Here is a 16,111-nt window from a genome sequence, read left to right as displayed (position 1 = left end):
TTTTAATCAGGAGTGGGGAATCGGGAATCGGGAATCGGGAGTCGGGAGTGTGGGAGATGGGGACTCTTGCCTCTTGCCTCTTGCCTCTTGCCTCTTGCCTGTTCCCTACACCCCACACCCCACACCCCACACCCTACTAAGGATTCTGCCATCCTTCCACAATCGCCATGCCCACATTCACATAAGGATTATCTAATAATTCTCTAAGGGCTTCTTTCCCACCACTTTCTAAGGCACTGAGCAACCGTTTTTTAGTACTTGCTGGAATCGCAATATTCACAAACGCTGTCTTTTCTAAATCCGTGGCGTTGGGATTACTTTGCTCTAATTGTTTTAATAATCCTTGAATTTCAGCGGCGGCTTCGCTTAGGGTTTGGTTTTTCTCCGGGGCATAATTGTGTTGAGTTTGAGTAGCAATTTCTTGCTTAAATTCACTTTGAGTCGCATCGACAAAGTTACTAAAGCTATTGTTACAATTACGCTGATCGTATTTAGACTGATAGTTGGAGTGATTGGAGTCTGACGTTGAGTCACTCATGGCCTTATTTTCAACAGTGATAAGTCGGCTTGCTTGTAGTCTAGCAATTTCGATTAGGTCTTGGTAATGCTTCTGGTAAAGGGCAAGCACACCATAGTTATTAGTGGTTTGGGTTAACTCTTGACGAGAATTAAATCGCTGGATGAACTGGTCACTGACGACATGGTCTTTAGTTTCCGCAGCGGATTGAATCAGGACTTCCCGTAATACCCAAGCTTGCTCAACCTCCAACAGGGTGGCCAGCAGCAGGTAGACACCGCGAAATCGGGGGTCACTCAGATGCTCGTGCTGACGTTCTCGATTCTCGGTTTTGAGGAAGGTCTGGACGATAAAGTATTCCTGGATTTTATCGTGACGAAACTTCCATTCTCGATAGGTACGACCAAAGCCATCCTTCTGCTGACGAGTTAATACCATTTTATAGCGTTCCATACAGTGCAACTCATCCAAGCAGCCCTCTTCTGGGATGGTAATTTGATCATGGAGGCGCATCTGGTAGACCGTTTCAGCAAATTCAGCCAGGGGAAAGGGACAAAGGTGAATCTGTTGATAGTCCTCTGCCATGATTTCATACTGCTGCTGTTGCAAGTTGAGCAAATCCGGGTCTTTGCCCTGGGCCAACAGTTGCGCCACCAAAGTCAAATCCATGGGATTGGACAGAAACCGACGTACTGCCGCTAACTCCTGTTTGGATTGGGTTTGGTGGAGTTGGCTGGCCAGATAGTCGTCACAGGCTTGCTCGTAGGCCACACCGGATACCGGGACATCCTCAGGCAAAATCCCTTGGCGAGAGGTGAGGAACTCTGCAATTTGCTGGCGCTTGAGGGGTTGCAGCACGTAGGTTTTAGCCGTCGCTGGGGGTGTCCATTCCAAGGGTTGGGTGGTGAGGATAATATGCCCCTGGACGTGATGCTCCACAAAGGTATTAATAGTAGCTCTGGTGTCAGGGCTGACTTCATTGAGTCCGTCAATGCAGATATCTAGGGTATTGTAGTTAATCAGGCTTTGTAGGAATTGAGGGTCATGGGCAGCGATGGGCAATTTAGCTTGAATCGCTTCCACCACACCACCGGCACATTGGCTGGCTGGCAAGTACACCGCAAGCCGCCCGGAGGTTTTGACTAAATTGCGGAGAAACATGGATTTGCCCAGTCCCGATTCCCCTACCAGAACCACCGGAGACTGCAGTTGGCCAATGGCAGTTTGAATCGGTTGGGTATGGGTGGCTCGTGTAATTTTAACGTGAGAGTCCGGAAAGTAAGCCTGGGGATCAAAGCTATCTAAGCTAGCATCCGCCACCAGCACCTCACGGAAGGGAGCCAGTAATCGGTAGCGCAACCAGGGAATCCAGATCAGAGCAATGCTGATATAGCCTAAGCCCACAATGGTGCGGAATTTTCGGTCCCAGATTAGGGCTTGGACTTGGGAAGAACGGGGATAAATGATGATCAGCAACAACCAGCCACTGACATGGATTAGCCAAACCTTAAACCCAATCAGAAACCAGTGCTGTCGTTCTAGGGCAACAATTTTGGCTTTGACAGCGACAGCAGCAACTTGGGAGTTTATAGACTTAAGATTTTTGTAGTGTTTCTTAAGCAGCTCCATATCTGTTTGTTCCCAGCTGACCTGATTCACAACTACCGCAATCTGCCTTTCTAAGTCTTTGCGCAGTTTAGATAGAGATTTACTAGGTTCCCAGATTTGCTCAAATAGCTCGAGAACTTTCACCCCTTCTTGGTGATTGATGGCGTGATCTTCATTTTCATGGGGATATTTCTCAGGTGAGCCCAGCCAATGAATTAAGCGCAGTGAGTCTTTTTCCCCACCACTGAGGAAATAGGCCAGAAAACGTAAGCTTGGTGCTTCTCGCTGATACCAGTAAACTTGATTTAATACCGAAAGTAAGTCTTTTAACTTTAATGGCCCCATCTGCTCCAGAGCTTTTGCTGCAGTATTAGGGACATTCCTGTCTGGGTCGGTTAAAAGTTTAGCGATTTGGGGAGCGTACTCAGAGGTAGCTGCTCCCATTTGCCCCAGAGCTTTTGCCGCACTAGCACGGACATCACTATCTAAGTCGGTTAAAAGTTTAGCAATTTGGGGAGCGTACTCAAAGACGGCTGCTCCCATCTGCCCCAAAGCCCGTGCCGCATTAGCACGGACCGTCCAATCTGATTCCGTTAAAAGTTGTAGGATTTGGGGAGCTATCTCAGATGGTGCTACTCCCATCCGCGCCAGAACGTATGCCGCGTTAGCACGGACATTATCATCTGAGTGGGTTAACAGTGGAAGGATTTGGGGAGCGTACTTAGAGGCGGCTGCTCCCATCTCACCCAGAGCATATGTCGCCCTATCAGGGATCTGGTTATCTGAGTCGGTTAACAGTGGAAGGATTTGGGGAGCGTACTCAGAGGCGGCTGCTCCCATCACACCCAGAGTTTCTGCCGCACTATAACGAACATCACGATCTGAATGGGTTAAAAGTTTGGCAATTTGGGTAGCGTACTCAGAGGCAGCTGTTCCCATCTCACCCAGAACTTCTGCCACAGTAGTATCAAGAAGACTATTATGTGAGTCGGTTAAACGTTCAACGATTTGGGGAGCGTACTCAGAGGCAGCTGCTCCCATCTCCCTCAGAGCCAATACTGCACTATAACGGACATTACGATCTGAGTTGGTTAACAGTGGAAGGATTTGGGGAACGTACTTAGAGGCAGCTGCTCCCATCTGTCCCAGAGCATATGCCGCACTATCACTGACATAACTATCTGAGTGGGTTAAAAGTGGAAGGATTTGGGGGGCTATGTCCTTATTTGTTGCTCCCATCTGACCCAGAGCCGATGCTGCACTCAAACGGGCAGATAAATCTGAGTCGGTTAAACGTTCAACAATTTGGGGAGCGTACTGAGTTGCTGCTGCTCCCATCTTCCCCAGAGCATATGTCGCACTAACATGGACATCACTATCTGAGTCGGTTAAAAGTTTCGCAATTTGAGGAATGTACTCAGAGGCCGCTGCTCCCATATTCCCTAGAGCCGATGCTGCCTTAGCACGGACATCACTATCTGAGTCGGTTAAAAGTTGGCCGATTTGGGGAGCGTACTGAGTTGCTGCTGCTCCCATTTCCCCCAGAGCTTGTGCTGCACTAGCACGGACTTTGGACTGAACCGACTTTGTCTGATTCTCATACCCTAAGCAGCCTACAATCTGCTCAATTCTGTCTTTAGGAATCTCAAGGGGGGGCTTTAGTTGTTCCAAGTCATACCTAGACAATTTGTCGAAAGCTTTAACCCATACCTCGGGGTCGGGGTCATCCAGTGCTGCCACAATCCCCTTGAGCTGCCACAATTCTGTCTCAGGCTTCGTTTCTTCAGTGTAAATCTCTTTGATAATTAATATAGCGTGACTCCCGTTGACAATCAACAGTACCGCTACTAGCAGTGCTAACAAACAACATAGGCACTGCTTAACACTCGTCTTAAACGTAGGGAAAAGCTTTGGGCGGTTGGCATCGCCTCTATGGGGCATGGAGATAGTTTCCCAAGGAGTTAGTCAGCTAATAGGGATCCCCCCTAACCCCCCTTAATAAGGGGGGAAAAGAGAATAAGGGGGGAAAAGAGCACAGAATAGGGAACAGCGGATCTGGTAAATAATCCTGTGTACCCCATGGTTATGAAAAACGCTGTAACTATAATTATGCTGATTTTGGCGCTAGACCCTAAGTCCAGCAATCCTTTGACACTACGATGCTCCCCGAAGGTTAATTGGTTTTAATTATACCAATTTTAGTGACTATTATATAGAACAGGGAATCGGGAGTCGGGAGTCGGGAGTCGGGAATCGGGAGTCGGGAAGATTTAGCTTGGAATGGGCATGTTGCTGGAATGGGGTTGTTAGTGGAACAGGCATCTTGCCTGTGATCAATATTGTGGTCACGGGCATGTTGGTGGAATGGGGTTGTTGGTAGAACAGGCATCTTGCCTGTGATCAATATTTTCCTCATAGGTATGTTGGTGGAATGGGGTTGTTAGTGGAACAGGCATCTTGCCTGTGATCAATATTTTCCTCATAGGCATGTTGGTGGAATTGGGTTGTTGCTAGAACAGGCATCTTGCCTGTGATCAACCTACATTCCGCAGGTTGGACAGAAAAACTATGGTATTTTTGTTTCATGACACCAATAGCATCATCAATTAGAGTACAAGATCTTGACCACTGCGGGATAGTAGCGGGAATAATCGACCAGATGGGGTTGGTGGAGCAAATTAACCAGGAACTGGGAACCCACCCCCAAGAAATTCTGAGTGCTGGAGTAGGGGTCAAAGCCATGATTATCAATGGATTGGGCTTAGTCAGTGCCCCCCTCTACTTGTTTGAGAGATTTTTTGTGGGCAAAGCCACTGAACACCTGCTGGGAGAGGGAATTAAACCGAAACACCTCAACGACGACCGTTTGGGGAGAGTCCTCGACCAACTCTTTGAAGCTGGATTGACTCAACTGTTTGTCAAAGTAGCCCTGGCAGCAGCCTCCAAGTTTGGGGTTAACTTTGACAGCCTCCACCTCGATTCAAGTTCGTTCCACGTTCATGGATCCTATCTGAGCCAACAGAGCCTCCCCTCAGAAGAGCCAACAGCCCTCAAGATTACTCATGGCTATTCTAGAGACCATCGGCCAGACCTCAAGCAGTTTATGGTGGATTTGATCTGCAGTGGAGATGGAGATGTACCCCTATACTTGCGGGTAGCTGATGGTAATGAATCAGACCAAGCCGTCTTCGCCCAGTTGATGAAAGAATTTAGACAGCAGTGGGACGGCAATGCTCTGTTTGTTGCCGATGCCGCTCTGTACAATCAGGAAAACCTTCAGTCGTTGACCAATCTGCGATGGCTCAGCCGAGTGCCAGGGACAATCAAAGGGGCACAACAGTTAATGGAACAGTTACCTGAAGAAGCTTTCCACCCGTCTCAATTGAGCCAATACCGATGGTCTTGTGTCTGTAGTACCTACGCCGGTATCAAACAGCAATGGTTGATCGTAGAGAGTCAAGCCAGAAAAGAAGCTGACCTCAAGCACCTGGAACAGAAAATCCAACAGCATCAGGAGTTGGCTAAAAAACAACTCAAGCAGTTAGGTCAACAAGACTTCGCCTGTGCTGCTGATGCCTTAGCAGCCGGCCAAAAGTTAAACCAACAGTTGCGCTATCATCGCTTGTTTCAGCTCGAAGTGGTACCGCACCCTTACTACCGCAAGGCGGGACGACCGCGAACAGGACAAGCTCCTGACGGCTATCACTATCGTCTCCAAGGGACCTTGACAGTTAAAGAAGAGGTGGTTGCCCTGGCTCGAACCAGGGCGGGACGATTCGTTCTTGCCACCAATGTCCTTGAATCGAAACAACTCAGCCGAGATCAGCTCCTATGTCAGTACAAAGGGCAACAAAGCACTGAGAGGGGTTTCCGTTTTCTCAAAGATCCGATGTTCTTTACCGACAGTGTCTTCCTCAAAACTCCTGAGCGGGTAGCTGCCTTGGCCATGGTGATGGGTTTGTGTTTGTTAGTTTACACTTTGGCACAAAGAGCCTTACGTCAAGCTCTGACCAGCACCAAGCAGAAGATTCAGAATCAATTGGGCAAGCCAACGGCTACCCCAACGATGCGTTGGGTATTTCAGTGTTTTCAGTCGATTCACTTGGTCATCCTGAATGGAGTGCAGCAGATTGTCAATTTAACTCCTGAGCATCAGAGGATTCTTCAGTTTCTCGGTGCCCCATGTCAAAAATATTATTTATTGGTCTGACCCACCTGCGGAATGTGGGATCAATATTTTCCTCATAGGCATGTTGGTGGAATTGGGTTGTTGCTAGAACAGGCATCTTGCCTGTGATCAATATTTTCGGACGCGCTGTCCCAACCATGGCTACCGTGAAAATGAGGGTGAGACCAAGGGTGGTGCGTTACGGGGCGGCCTTTCCCAACACTTGCTATGAGGTTGAACATGATGGCAAGCCCGCCCCTAACACACCCTACGGAATTACTCGGTGATCCAAAAAAAGTAGAAACTTGGCACCAGGCATCAAGGCTTTCAAAACCTGCACATAGCCCTTGGCATCAGCAGGGTTGTCGAACCGAGCGAAAACCACTGGTGCCATCGGTGGCAACAACCTCACCATCACCCATGGGTATAGGCGTCTATGGGACATAAAATTAAGTTATCTCCTGTAAAGGTGACCCAGAGCCAGCCTGCAGCCTGCGAAAACTCTTAGGCTGGCTCTTCCCATGAACTTTATTTTGTCCACATTTTTAGTTTACCACCAAAAATTTTATATTATAGCATATTTTTAAGATTTTGTAACAAACTTTTTTTGAGGGAGTAGGGAGTAGGGAGCAGGGAGTGTGGTAAGTGTGGTAAACATAGTAAGTGTTCCCCCCGCTGTTTTGGGAGGTTAGGGGGGATCCTCACAGGGGTAGGTTTTTTACATTTGGGTAAAACATGGGACGACCTAGAGGGAGAGGAAAAGGAAAACAACGAAGAAGCGATGCAGCTTCGGAACAGGGGGTTTCCCCCGGAGACAAAACCTTAGACAGTGGAGCCTTTATGGTTGGTAGGCTATGCAGAAAAGGGGGAAAACTTATTGATTAAGGCTCCACTGTCTTACGGTAAATTCAAACCACTCGCGCTTTGCATCAAGACAATAATGATTAATAACGACAAATTAAGTACATTTTCTTATCCCCCACACCCCACACCCCACACCCTACACCCCACACCTGACGTCTTTGTAAAAAACATACCCTTGAAAGTAGGGGGGATCCCCAGTTGGGGTTTAGCTGGGGGATTAGCGATCGCATAACCAAAACAGAATTTTTAGCTGAAACAGGCAAGATGCCCGTTCCACAACCCTAAATCTTCTCCGTTCCCTACTCCCTACTCCCTACTCCCTACTCCCTACTCCCTACTCCCTATTCCCTATTGCCTTATTTAGCATAAATAGAAAATTACTACTATAAAGACTTGATAAACTTAACCGAATACTAGTGACATTAAACAAAACTCATGACATCAATGAATAAGGTATTTTTCTATATCAAGGAAAGAGCATGGATGGCAAAGCTCTTTCCTTTTTATCAGGAATATTCCGTGATAAAATATTTCGGGTCATCGCTTCATTGTCAGTAATAATATACTCTCAATACATAATACTAAATCGACAATTACTTAATATTTCTGATTAAAAAATATATTTTTATATTGGCTAATAGCATCAGGAAAGCTGTATTATGGCATCTTACATTTTGCCATTAATCTGGAAAATAAATCCGGATATCTGGACGTTAGTAGGTATTTATTTATTGGTAGATCATTAGATAAGCATTCAGGGGCCTGCTATCCACTCTATGCTATCAGCTATTAATGATGAGTTCAACAGCAATCTTGCTATGACCTGTATGTCAGGCTAGGGTCACCTGTAAAGTAAAAATAAACCTATGGACTTACTCTCTTGATATAAAAGGCTATCAGCCTTCAGCGGTCAGCTGATAGCTGTTCGCGTAGCGTGGCCAAAGGCCTTTAGCTGATAGCTAAATGCTTAGAATAATTGTCAACGTTAAGTGCCCACAGCCTTAGCAACCGAGGAGTTTTTTAATACGAAATATTATGCCAAGATTTGAATTTGAAGACCCCCGCTTTACTCTAACTAATTTTATAGTTATTGATAATATATTTGCAGGTAATACAGTCATCAATTTACCTGACCCTGATAGCACTGGCACTGCTAGTACAACCTTTGATCTGCCCAGTGGCACTTACGAGGTTATCCTGAACGCTTCTGATGAAACAGACGGGAATAGCACAGTGGATGTCACCATTGGTAATGAGACGTTTTCATTAACTCTCAATAATCCCAATGCTAATGCTGGTATTTTACCTACTGCTGATGCTTTCAGGGATATAACCGTTACCAATAGCATCTTTATTCCCGAGGGTGCTCAAATCACCATTAGCGGGCAAAGTAACGCTCAGGAATTTCTTCGACTTGATTATATTGACTTCAACCTAGTTAATGAAGCTCCTGTTGCAGTAGATGACACTGTCAGTACTGGTGGCAATCCCGACGTTACCATTGATGTCCTAGCTAATGACTCTGATACTGAGGGTGATGCCCTGACTGTAACCATTGACCAGCAGGGCGGTAATGGCACAGCAGTAGTCAATCAAGATGGCACCATTACCTATACTCCTGTTAATGGTTTCAGTGGCACTGATAGCTTCACCTATCAAATAGATGATGGCACAAATCCTGCGGTCACAGCTACGGTTGAGGTTGATGTCACTGCTGTTAATGAACCTCCAGTAGCCACAGACGATACAGCTACCACTGCGGCAAACACTGCAGTTGATATCAATGTCCTAGCTAATGACACTGATCCTGAAGGTGATGCCCTCAATGTAGCCATTGACCAGCAGGGCGGTAATGGCGAAGCAGTAGTCAATCAAGATGGTACCATTACCTATACTCCTAATGATGGTTTCAGTGGCACTGATAGCTTTACCTATGAGATCGATGATGGCACCAATCCTGCGGTCACAGCTACAGTTAATGTTGATGTCACTGCTCCTAATGAACCTCCAGTAGCCACAGACGATACAGCTACCACTGCAGCAAACACTGCAGTTGATATCAATGTCCTAGCTAATGACTCTGATCCTGAAGGTGATGCCCTCAATGTAGCCATTGACCAGCAGGGCGGTAATGGTACAGCAGTAGTCAATCAAGATGGCACCATTACCTATACTCCTAATAATGGTTTCAGTGGCACTGATAGCTTTACCTATCAGATCGATGATGGCACTAATCCTCCGGTTGCAGCTACGGTTAACGTTGATGTCACTGCTCCTAATGAATCTCCTGTAGCGGTAGACGACACAGCTATCACTGCGGCAAACACTGCAGTTGATATCAATGTCCTAGCTAATGACTCTGATCCTGAAGGTGATGCCCTCAATGTAGCCATTGACCAGCAGGGCGGTAATGGTACAGCAGTAGTCAATCAAGATGGCACCATTACCTATACTCCTAATAATGGTTTCAGTGGCACTGATAGCTTTACCTATGAGATCGATGATGGCACTAATCCTCCGGTTGCAGCTACGGTTAACATTGATGTCACTGCTCCTAATGAATCTCCAGTAGCGGTAGACGATACTGCTACCACTGTAGAAAACACTGGGGTTGATATCAATGTCCTAGCTAATGACTCTGATCCTGAAGGTGATGCCCTCAATGTAGCCATTGACCAGCAGGGCGGTAATGGTACAGCAGTAGTCAATCAAGATGGCACCATTACCTATACGCCCAATGCCAACTTCACTGGCACTGATAGCTTTACCTATCAGATCGATGATGGCAACAATGCTCCGGTCACAGCTACCGTTAACGTTGATGTTACTGCTGCTAATGACTCTCCAGTAGCCACAGACGATACTGCTACCACTGAGCAAAATACTGCGGTTAATATCAATGTCCTAGCTAATGACTCTGATCCTGAAGGGGATGCCCTGACTGTAACCCTTGACCAGCAGGGCGGTAATGGTAGCGCAGTAGTCAATCAAGATGGCACCATTACCTATACGCCCAATGCTGACTTCACTGGGGCTGATAGCTTTACCTACCAGGTCAGTGATGGCATCAATCCTGCGGTCACAGCTACGGTTAATGTTGATGTCACTAATGTTAATGAATCTCCAATAGCCACAGACGATAGTACTACCACTGCGGCAAACACTGCAGTTGATATCAATGTCCTAACTAATGACCTTGATCCTGAGGGTGATGCCCTCAATGTAACCCTTGACCAGCAGGGCGGTAATGGTACGGCAGTAGTCAATTTTGATAGCACCATTACCTACACTCCTAATGATGGTTTCACTGGCACTGATACCTTCACCTACCAGATTAGTGATGGCACCAATCCTGCGGTCACAGCTACTGTTAACGTTGATGTCACTGCTCCTAATCAATCTCCAGTAGCCACAGACGATACTGCTACCACTGTAGAAAACACTGCAGTTGATATCAATGTCTTAGCTAATGACACTGATCCTGAAGGTGATGCCGTCAATTTGGCCATTGGCCAGCAGGGCGGTAATGGTAGCGCAGTAGTCAATCAAGATGGCACTATTACCTATACGCCAAATGCCGACTTCACTGGGGCTGATAGCTTCACCTACCAAATCGATGATGGCAGCAATCCTGCAGTCACAGCTACCGTTAACGTTGATGTTACTGCTGCTAATGAATCTCCAGTAGCGGCAGACGATACTGCTACCACTTTAGAAAACACTGGGGTTGATATCAATGTCTTAGCTAATGACGTTGATCCTGACGGTGATGCGCTGACTGTAACCATTAACGAGCAAGGACTTAATGGCACAGTAACCGTTAATCAAGATAGCACGATTACCTATACTCCTAATAATGGTTTCATTGGGTTTGATCGCTTCACCTACCAGATCGATGATGGCACCAATCCTGCGGTCACAGCTACGGTTAACCTTGAAGTGACTCGTGTTAATGAATCTCCAGTAGTCACAAACACTAATAATAATAGTGCTACTACTGGGGCAAACACTCCAGTTACCCTTGATGTTCTCGCTAACTACTCTGATCCTGATGGGGATCCGCTAACTTTTGCAATTGTCAGCAATCCAAGCAACGGGACAGCAGTAGTCAATGATAATGGCACTGCCAATGATGCCACAGATGACTTTATTATCTATACGCCCAATGCCGACTTCACTGGCACTGATAGCTTGACCTTTGAGGTAAGCGATGGTATTGGGGGCATTAACACAGACACTGTTAACTTCACCATTGAACAGACTACGCCTACGACGCCTCTAACTCAGAATGCCAATAATAATTTTACGGTTAACGGCGACACCCTGCGATTTACTCTTACAGGTCGCGAACTTGGTGAGGTCAGTGAAATTGGAGCATTTGTTACTGATGATGCCCAAGGTACAATTGATGGCATTGCCCCTGGTCAGAGTGGTTATGTAGAAGCTGCTCTGTTCCGAGCTGAGACGATTTTCTCTGTTCTCCCTGACAGTTTAGGTAGTGCTCAACCCACCCGCATCATCGACAGTTTTAACCCCGACGATAACGTGGTATTCTACGTGATTCAAGGTGGCTCTGTTGATGGGGTGCTAGCGGGACAGGATTCTACCTCCAACGTATTCTTCAGTGATCCTTCATTGAATAGCGATGGTCAGAACCATCTACAGGTCACTGACAATGGCAATGGTCAGTTAACCTTGGCCTTTGAAGATAGCAATGACTTCGACTACAATGATGCCACTGTGGTTGTCTCAGACGGTACAGGTTCCACTGCGCCACTGGGAACAGGCCCTAACGACATTCAAGGGATACTGGAACTGATCGATTTGACCGACGTGACTGGTACAGTTACTGGTAGTCTTGTGGTCAACAGTGAAGCTGAATTCAATAATACCGTTGGCTGGTATGTGGTTGATAATTTCAGTGGCACAGTTAACGGTTTCAATCCCGGTGATGCTGGTTATGCAGAAGCTGCAATCTCAAATCAGGTAAACTTAAGTGCTGGAGTATCCGGTGGGGTAATACTGGCTCCATTCCTGATTTCCGATGGTACAGCAGCGGAGTTCCTAGCTAATAATCCTTCTAATGCAGATCAAGAGGATTCCGACCTGAATGCCTACTTTGCTTACGTGGGGGCTAACCCAGATGGAGTTGACCATATTCGCCTGCTAGGAGATAACACCTTTGGTTTCGAGGATCTGTTCGGTGGTGGTGACGAAGACTTCAACGATGTGGTGGCTCAGGTTAACTTAACTGTTGCCTAAGTGTTGTCTTAGTGTTGTCTAACCAGACTGCGGACGCTTTTTTATAGTAGTAGGGTGGTTATTAAGGCACCCTAGAATTACTCCAGATTTTGGACTCAAGCAGATATAGTCTACAAGCCTCAGTATCAACTGAGGTTTTTTTTGTTTCATCCAATATTTTAACTGGTAAAATTAAAAAGCGAATAGCACTATAGAAATGCCATCGTAATCTATATGAACTCCTATCGTCGATTTCACCTAACCTTGGCAGCAGTTACCTTTCCGAGTTTATTCGGGTTTGGCTTATTGAACGCTGCGGTTGACCCTTACGGAGTCATAAATAGCCCAGAGTTACCCGGTCTAAATCAGTTAAAGCCTGAACAATTTAACCATGTCAGACTATTCAAGGCTATAGATGTTATTCGTAATGAACCCAAAATCGTTTTGTTAGGGTCATCACGAACTGACCTGGGACTTAACCCAAACCACCCAGGACTGAAACCAGGAAACTCCGGATACAATTTGGCACTAGTGGGTCCGAATATGTATGAAGTTAAACGTTATTTTGACCATGCTCTAACTAATCAACCGGATTTAAAAACCGTTGTGATTGGTATTGACTTCTTCATGTTCAATGACTTGAAAACTAATGCTCCAGATTTTAAGGAAAGTCTGATTAATCAAAAAACTATTCCCCTGCAAGAGGTGATTAATTCGACCCTATCCCTAAACGCGCTGAATGCTACCAAATCAACCCTAAGTTCTAGTATCAAGTCAAAGGCTTACTTTCTCTATGATGCCAATGGTATGCGTTTTATTTATAACAATAAGCCTAAGAAACCTTTACCAGCCGGCTTTCAGGACATGCTCAAGGGCTTAATGACCACTGACGGCTATTATAAAGATTATCGACTTTCCGATAGTTTTTTGAATGATCTTAAAGACATTGTTGATACCTGTCAGGAAAAAGGCATAGAGCTAAAGGTATTTATATCACCATCCCATGCTACTCAATGGGAAAGTCTGCGGGTTACCGGACTGTGGCCAGTGTTTGAAGAATGGAAACGTCGGTTAGTGGAGATTACACCAGTGTGGGATTTCTCTGGGTATAACAGCATTACCACAGAAGCGATTAGGGAAGAGATGAAAAACTATTGGGATAGCTCTCATTATCGCGAGGAAGTTGGTGATTTAATCCTAAATCGCCTATTCAGTTATCAATCTCAGACTGTTCCAGAGGATTTTGGTGTTCTAATGACACCAGAAAATGTTGAATCCCACCTCGGGAAAATCAGGAATAAGCGGAAGTCATGGGCAGAGACTAATCCTGATCTAGTACAATTAGTGGAAGATTTAAACCAAAAATCTGAGATAGCAAGTCAGTAAGTTTCCTATACTTGGTGTGGTTTGGTAAGCATTCAGCGATCAGTATTCAGATATCAGCTATCAGCTATCAGCTTGTAGGGTGGGCAAAAAGCGATGCAGCGCGGTCTTGGGGAGGCAGCGCGGTCTTGGGGGTTCCCCCCATGAGCGACTGGCGTGGTTTCCCCTATGAGCGACTGCATCAAGACACATTTTGGTGAAAATGAGTCTTCTAGATAACATAACTTTGCCCACCCTACTTTAATTGGTATTTTTTTTACACGTAAGTCCCTAAGCTGAATGCTTAGCCGAAAGATTCAAGAGCTTTCCCTGGGCTGATTCTACAATGGCGTCTCGGATGAAGGAACTTGCTTGGATAATCTCTATTCCAATTAATTCTCCTGCTTCATTGAGTTCGGCGGTAATGTTGGGACTAATTTCGACACTACCTGCTTCTGGTTCATCAGACAGGGTAAGGTGAAGGATATCCTCTTGTTCAAAGTATGTCATATTGGCATTATTAATTAACTTATTCATTAATGGTAAATCTCCCAGTTCTTAAGCGGAATCTTAGTTGTTGACGGGTGGTACTATGGATAGTTACTGGAGTTATCAAATCACCACTGCGTTCATAAGGGATTATGACTAACTGATTGTCATGCTTGCCAACTGCGATTTGTCTGCCTGTGACGGTATCATAATATCTCTCTCCAGAAAATCTCAGGATTTCCTCGATCTTACCTAGGTCAAATCCCCTTAGTTCGGCTCGATACTGCAGATAATTTGACCAGACAATTTGTGGCATTTGTTAAAGGTTGCTGAAGTTTGAGTGGCGAGCGCAACTTCGATAATACACACAAGCAATCCCACTCCTTATTACAATATCTTTCAATTCTAACCAAAACGCGATCGCTTACGGTGGATAGTTCGTACCATCCTACAAATACCTCATCCTTAATATTTAATTCTTAATACTTAATACTTCTGATACCTATTTTCCAGTCAATTCAGCAATTTGTTTCAAATCCACATTGCCACCGCTGATAATGACACCAATCCGAGCATTGGGCATTTTAATGACCCCTTCAAGTAGGGCAGCAGCAGCTAAGGCACCAGTGGGCTCAACTACAATTTTGAGCCGTTCCCACAGGAAAAACATGGTACGGATAATCCCAGCTTCCGATACAGTTACCATCTCATCAACGTAATGAAGGACTAGGGGAAAGGTAAGTTTGCCGAGGCTGGGAGTTCTGGCTCCGTCAGCAATGGTATTGGGATTGTCAACAGTTTGGAGGATTTTGCTATGGAAGGAACGGGTGGCATCATCGGCCTGTGCTGGTTCTACACCAATCACACGGCAATTAGGATATAGGGTTTTGGTTGCGATCGCACATCCTGAGAGTAAGCCACCACCACCACAACACACCAGTAACAGATCCAGTGGACCGACTTGTTCTAGGAGTTCTTTGGCAGTAGTACCTTGTCCAGCAATGATATGGGGGTGATCGTAGGGAGGAATGATAGTGAGTTTGCGATCGCGTGATAACTCTTCGGCTAATGCTTCCCGTCTCAATTCAGCCCGATCATATAAAATGACGTCAGCACCGTAGCCACGGGTAGCGGCTTGCTTGACCGCTGGGGCATCTTTGGGCATAACTACAGTGGTGGGGATATCGAGGAGGGTGCCCGATAATGCGATCGCTTGGCCATGATTACCAGAGGAAAAGGTGAGAACCCCTCGCTGTTTTTGTTCTTCAGATAGTTGTGACAGAGCGTTATAAGCCCCTCGAAACTTAAAGGCACCAATACGTTGGAAGTTTTCGCATTTAAAGAAGACTTGAGCGTTGGTGAGCTGGTTGACAGTCCTGGAGGTATGGACTGGGGTTTGATGGACATTGCCCGATAGGCGTTTAGCGGCGGCTTCTATGTCAGTGTAGGTTACGGGTAATGCTTGCACTTCCATGGCAGTAGGGAGTTAGGGAGTCGGGGAATCGGGAGTCGGGAGTCGGGAGTCGGGGTAAGAAACTTGAATGTACCTGAGAGGATATCTGAAAAGTTTTTTGATACTGAATTTTGCCCCCCTAGCCCCCCAACTTTGGGGGGAACAAGAGTCAATTTGCTTCTAAAAGTCCCTTCCGGTGCGCTTGCCAATGGGCGAGTAAATCGCCCTTGGGTCGCACCGCAAAATTGGGGGATTTAGGGGGCTTGGATGTAGCAAATGATACTTCTCAGACAACCTCTGATCAATAAAAGAAAAAGCCTTACTGACTTCTAAATTTTAAATTCTAAATTCTAAAATTTAAATTCTAAATTCTAAATTCTAAATTCTAAATTCTTAGATTACTTGACCA

The 16,111-nt window shown here is 45.8% G+C and carries 15 protein-coding genes; 4 read left to right on the top strand and 11 right to left on the bottom strand.

What is annotated here, in order from left to right; genetic code table 11:
• Positions 1-2: 2 nt before the first annotated feature.
• The 4 genes from BJP34_RS43615 to BJP34_RS43605 form a co-directional block, all read right to left on the bottom strand.
• Entirely contained in the window at positions 3-152 is a 150-nt protein-coding gene (locus tag BJP34_RS43615; RefSeq protein WP_158517286.1) for a hypothetical protein, read from the bottom strand.
• A complete protein-coding gene (locus BJP34_RS18235; protein ID WP_083305239.1) occupies positions 137-4,066 on the bottom strand; it encodes a HEAT repeat domain-containing protein in 3,930 nt (1,309 codons plus the stop codon). The genes BJP34_RS43615 and BJP34_RS18235 overlap by 16 nt, the downstream gene beginning before the upstream one ends.
• Positions 4,067-4,298: 232 nt before the next feature.
• Positions 4,299-4,541 carry a hypothetical protein gene (locus tag BJP34_RS43610; protein ID WP_158517285.1) on the bottom strand — a complete coding sequence of 81 codons (243 nt, stop codon included), beginning with the start codon at positions 4,539-4,541 and terminating at the stop codon, positions 4,299-4,301.
• Complete coding sequence (locus BJP34_RS43605; protein WP_158517284.1) at positions 4,538-4,711, bottom strand: hypothetical protein; 174 nt, start codon at positions 4,709-4,711, stop codon at positions 4,538-4,540. The genes BJP34_RS43610 and BJP34_RS43605 overlap by 4 nt, the downstream gene beginning before the upstream one ends.
• Here BJP34_RS43605 and BJP34_RS18230 point away from each other — a divergent pair.
• Positions 4,710-6,335, top strand: coding sequence for an IS1634 family transposase (locus BJP34_RS18230; protein ID WP_070393572.1), 1,626 nt, complete (start codon positions 4,710-4,712; stop codon positions 6,333-6,335). The genes BJP34_RS43605 and BJP34_RS18230 overlap by 2 nt on opposite strands.
• A 226-nt stretch (positions 6,336-6,561) precedes the next feature.
• On the opposite strand, the gene BJP34_RS43600 is transcribed toward BJP34_RS18230, so the two are convergent.
• Together BJP34_RS43600 and BJP34_RS49045 are read right to left on the bottom strand one after the other, a co-directional pair.
• A complete protein-coding gene (locus tag BJP34_RS43600; RefSeq protein ID WP_158517283.1) occupies positions 6,562-6,738 on the bottom strand; it encodes a hypothetical protein in 177 nt (58 codons plus the stop codon).
• Positions 6,739-6,863: 125 nt separating this feature from the next.
• Positions 6,864-6,998: a hypothetical protein gene (locus tag BJP34_RS49045; protein WP_267876301.1), complete on the bottom strand. Its 135-nt coding sequence runs from the start codon at positions 6,996-6,998 to the stop codon at positions 6,864-6,866.
• A 30-nt stretch (positions 6,999-7,028) separates the two neighbouring features.
• Between BJP34_RS49045 and BJP34_RS47620 the strand changes: the two genes are divergently transcribed.
• The 3 genes from BJP34_RS47620 (at position 7,029) to BJP34_RS18215 (ending at position 13,784) form a co-directional block, all read left to right on the top strand.
• Positions 7,029-7,178: a hypothetical protein gene (locus BJP34_RS47620; protein WP_158517467.1), complete on the top strand. Its 150-nt coding sequence runs from the start codon at positions 7,029-7,031 to the stop codon at positions 7,176-7,178.
• Between the two features lie 1,014 nt (positions 7,179-8,192).
• Entirely contained in the window at positions 8,193-12,419 is a 4,227-nt protein-coding gene (locus BJP34_RS18220; RefSeq protein ID WP_070393570.1) for a DUF4114 domain-containing protein, read from the top strand.
• 213 nt (positions 12,420-12,632) lie between these two features.
• A complete protein-coding gene (locus BJP34_RS18215) occupies positions 12,633-13,784 on the top strand; it encodes a hypothetical protein (protein WP_070393569.1) in 1,152 nt (383 codons plus the stop codon).
• Positions 13,785-13,837: 53 nt separating this feature from the next.
• Here the strand turns inward: BJP34_RS18215 and BJP34_RS49040 are convergent, their stop codons facing one another.
• From BJP34_RS49040 to BJP34_RS43595, 5 genes are all read right to left on the bottom strand, one after another.
• Positions 13,838-13,963 carry a hypothetical protein gene (locus BJP34_RS49040; RefSeq protein WP_267876300.1) on the bottom strand — a complete coding sequence of 42 codons (126 nt, stop codon included), beginning with the start codon at positions 13,961-13,963 and terminating at the stop codon, positions 13,838-13,840.
• Between the two features lie 88 nt (positions 13,964-14,051).
• Positions 14,052-14,297, bottom strand: a complete 246-nt coding sequence (locus BJP34_RS18205) for a DUF2283 domain-containing protein (RefSeq protein ID WP_229423924.1) — start codon at positions 14,295-14,297, stop codon at positions 14,052-14,054.
• A complete protein-coding gene (locus BJP34_RS18200; protein WP_070393567.1) occupies positions 14,290-14,565 on the bottom strand; it encodes a hypothetical protein in 276 nt (91 codons plus the stop codon). Before BJP34_RS18200 ends, BJP34_RS18205 begins: the two co-directional genes overlap by 8 nt.
• A 186-nt stretch (positions 14,566-14,751) precedes the next feature.
• On the bottom strand, positions 14,752-15,723 hold the full coding sequence (locus BJP34_RS18195; RefSeq protein WP_070393566.1) for a threo-3-hydroxy-L-aspartate ammonia-lyase: 972 nt from the start codon (positions 15,721-15,723) through the stop codon (positions 14,752-14,754).
• Positions 15,699-15,875 carry a hypothetical protein gene (locus tag BJP34_RS43595; RefSeq protein WP_158517282.1) on the bottom strand — a complete coding sequence of 59 codons (177 nt, stop codon included), beginning with the start codon at positions 15,873-15,875 and terminating at the stop codon, positions 15,699-15,701. Before BJP34_RS43595 ends, BJP34_RS18195 begins: the two co-directional genes overlap by 25 nt.
• Positions 15,876-16,111: the final 236 nt, after the last annotated feature.

The sequence above is a fragment of the Moorena producens PAL-8-15-08-1 genome (assembly GCF_001767235.1).
Classification (GTDB): domain Bacteria; phylum Cyanobacteriota; class Cyanobacteriia; order Cyanobacteriales; family Coleofasciculaceae; genus Moorena; species Moorena producens_A.
This window is presented reverse-complemented; position numbering and strand designations above follow the sequence as displayed.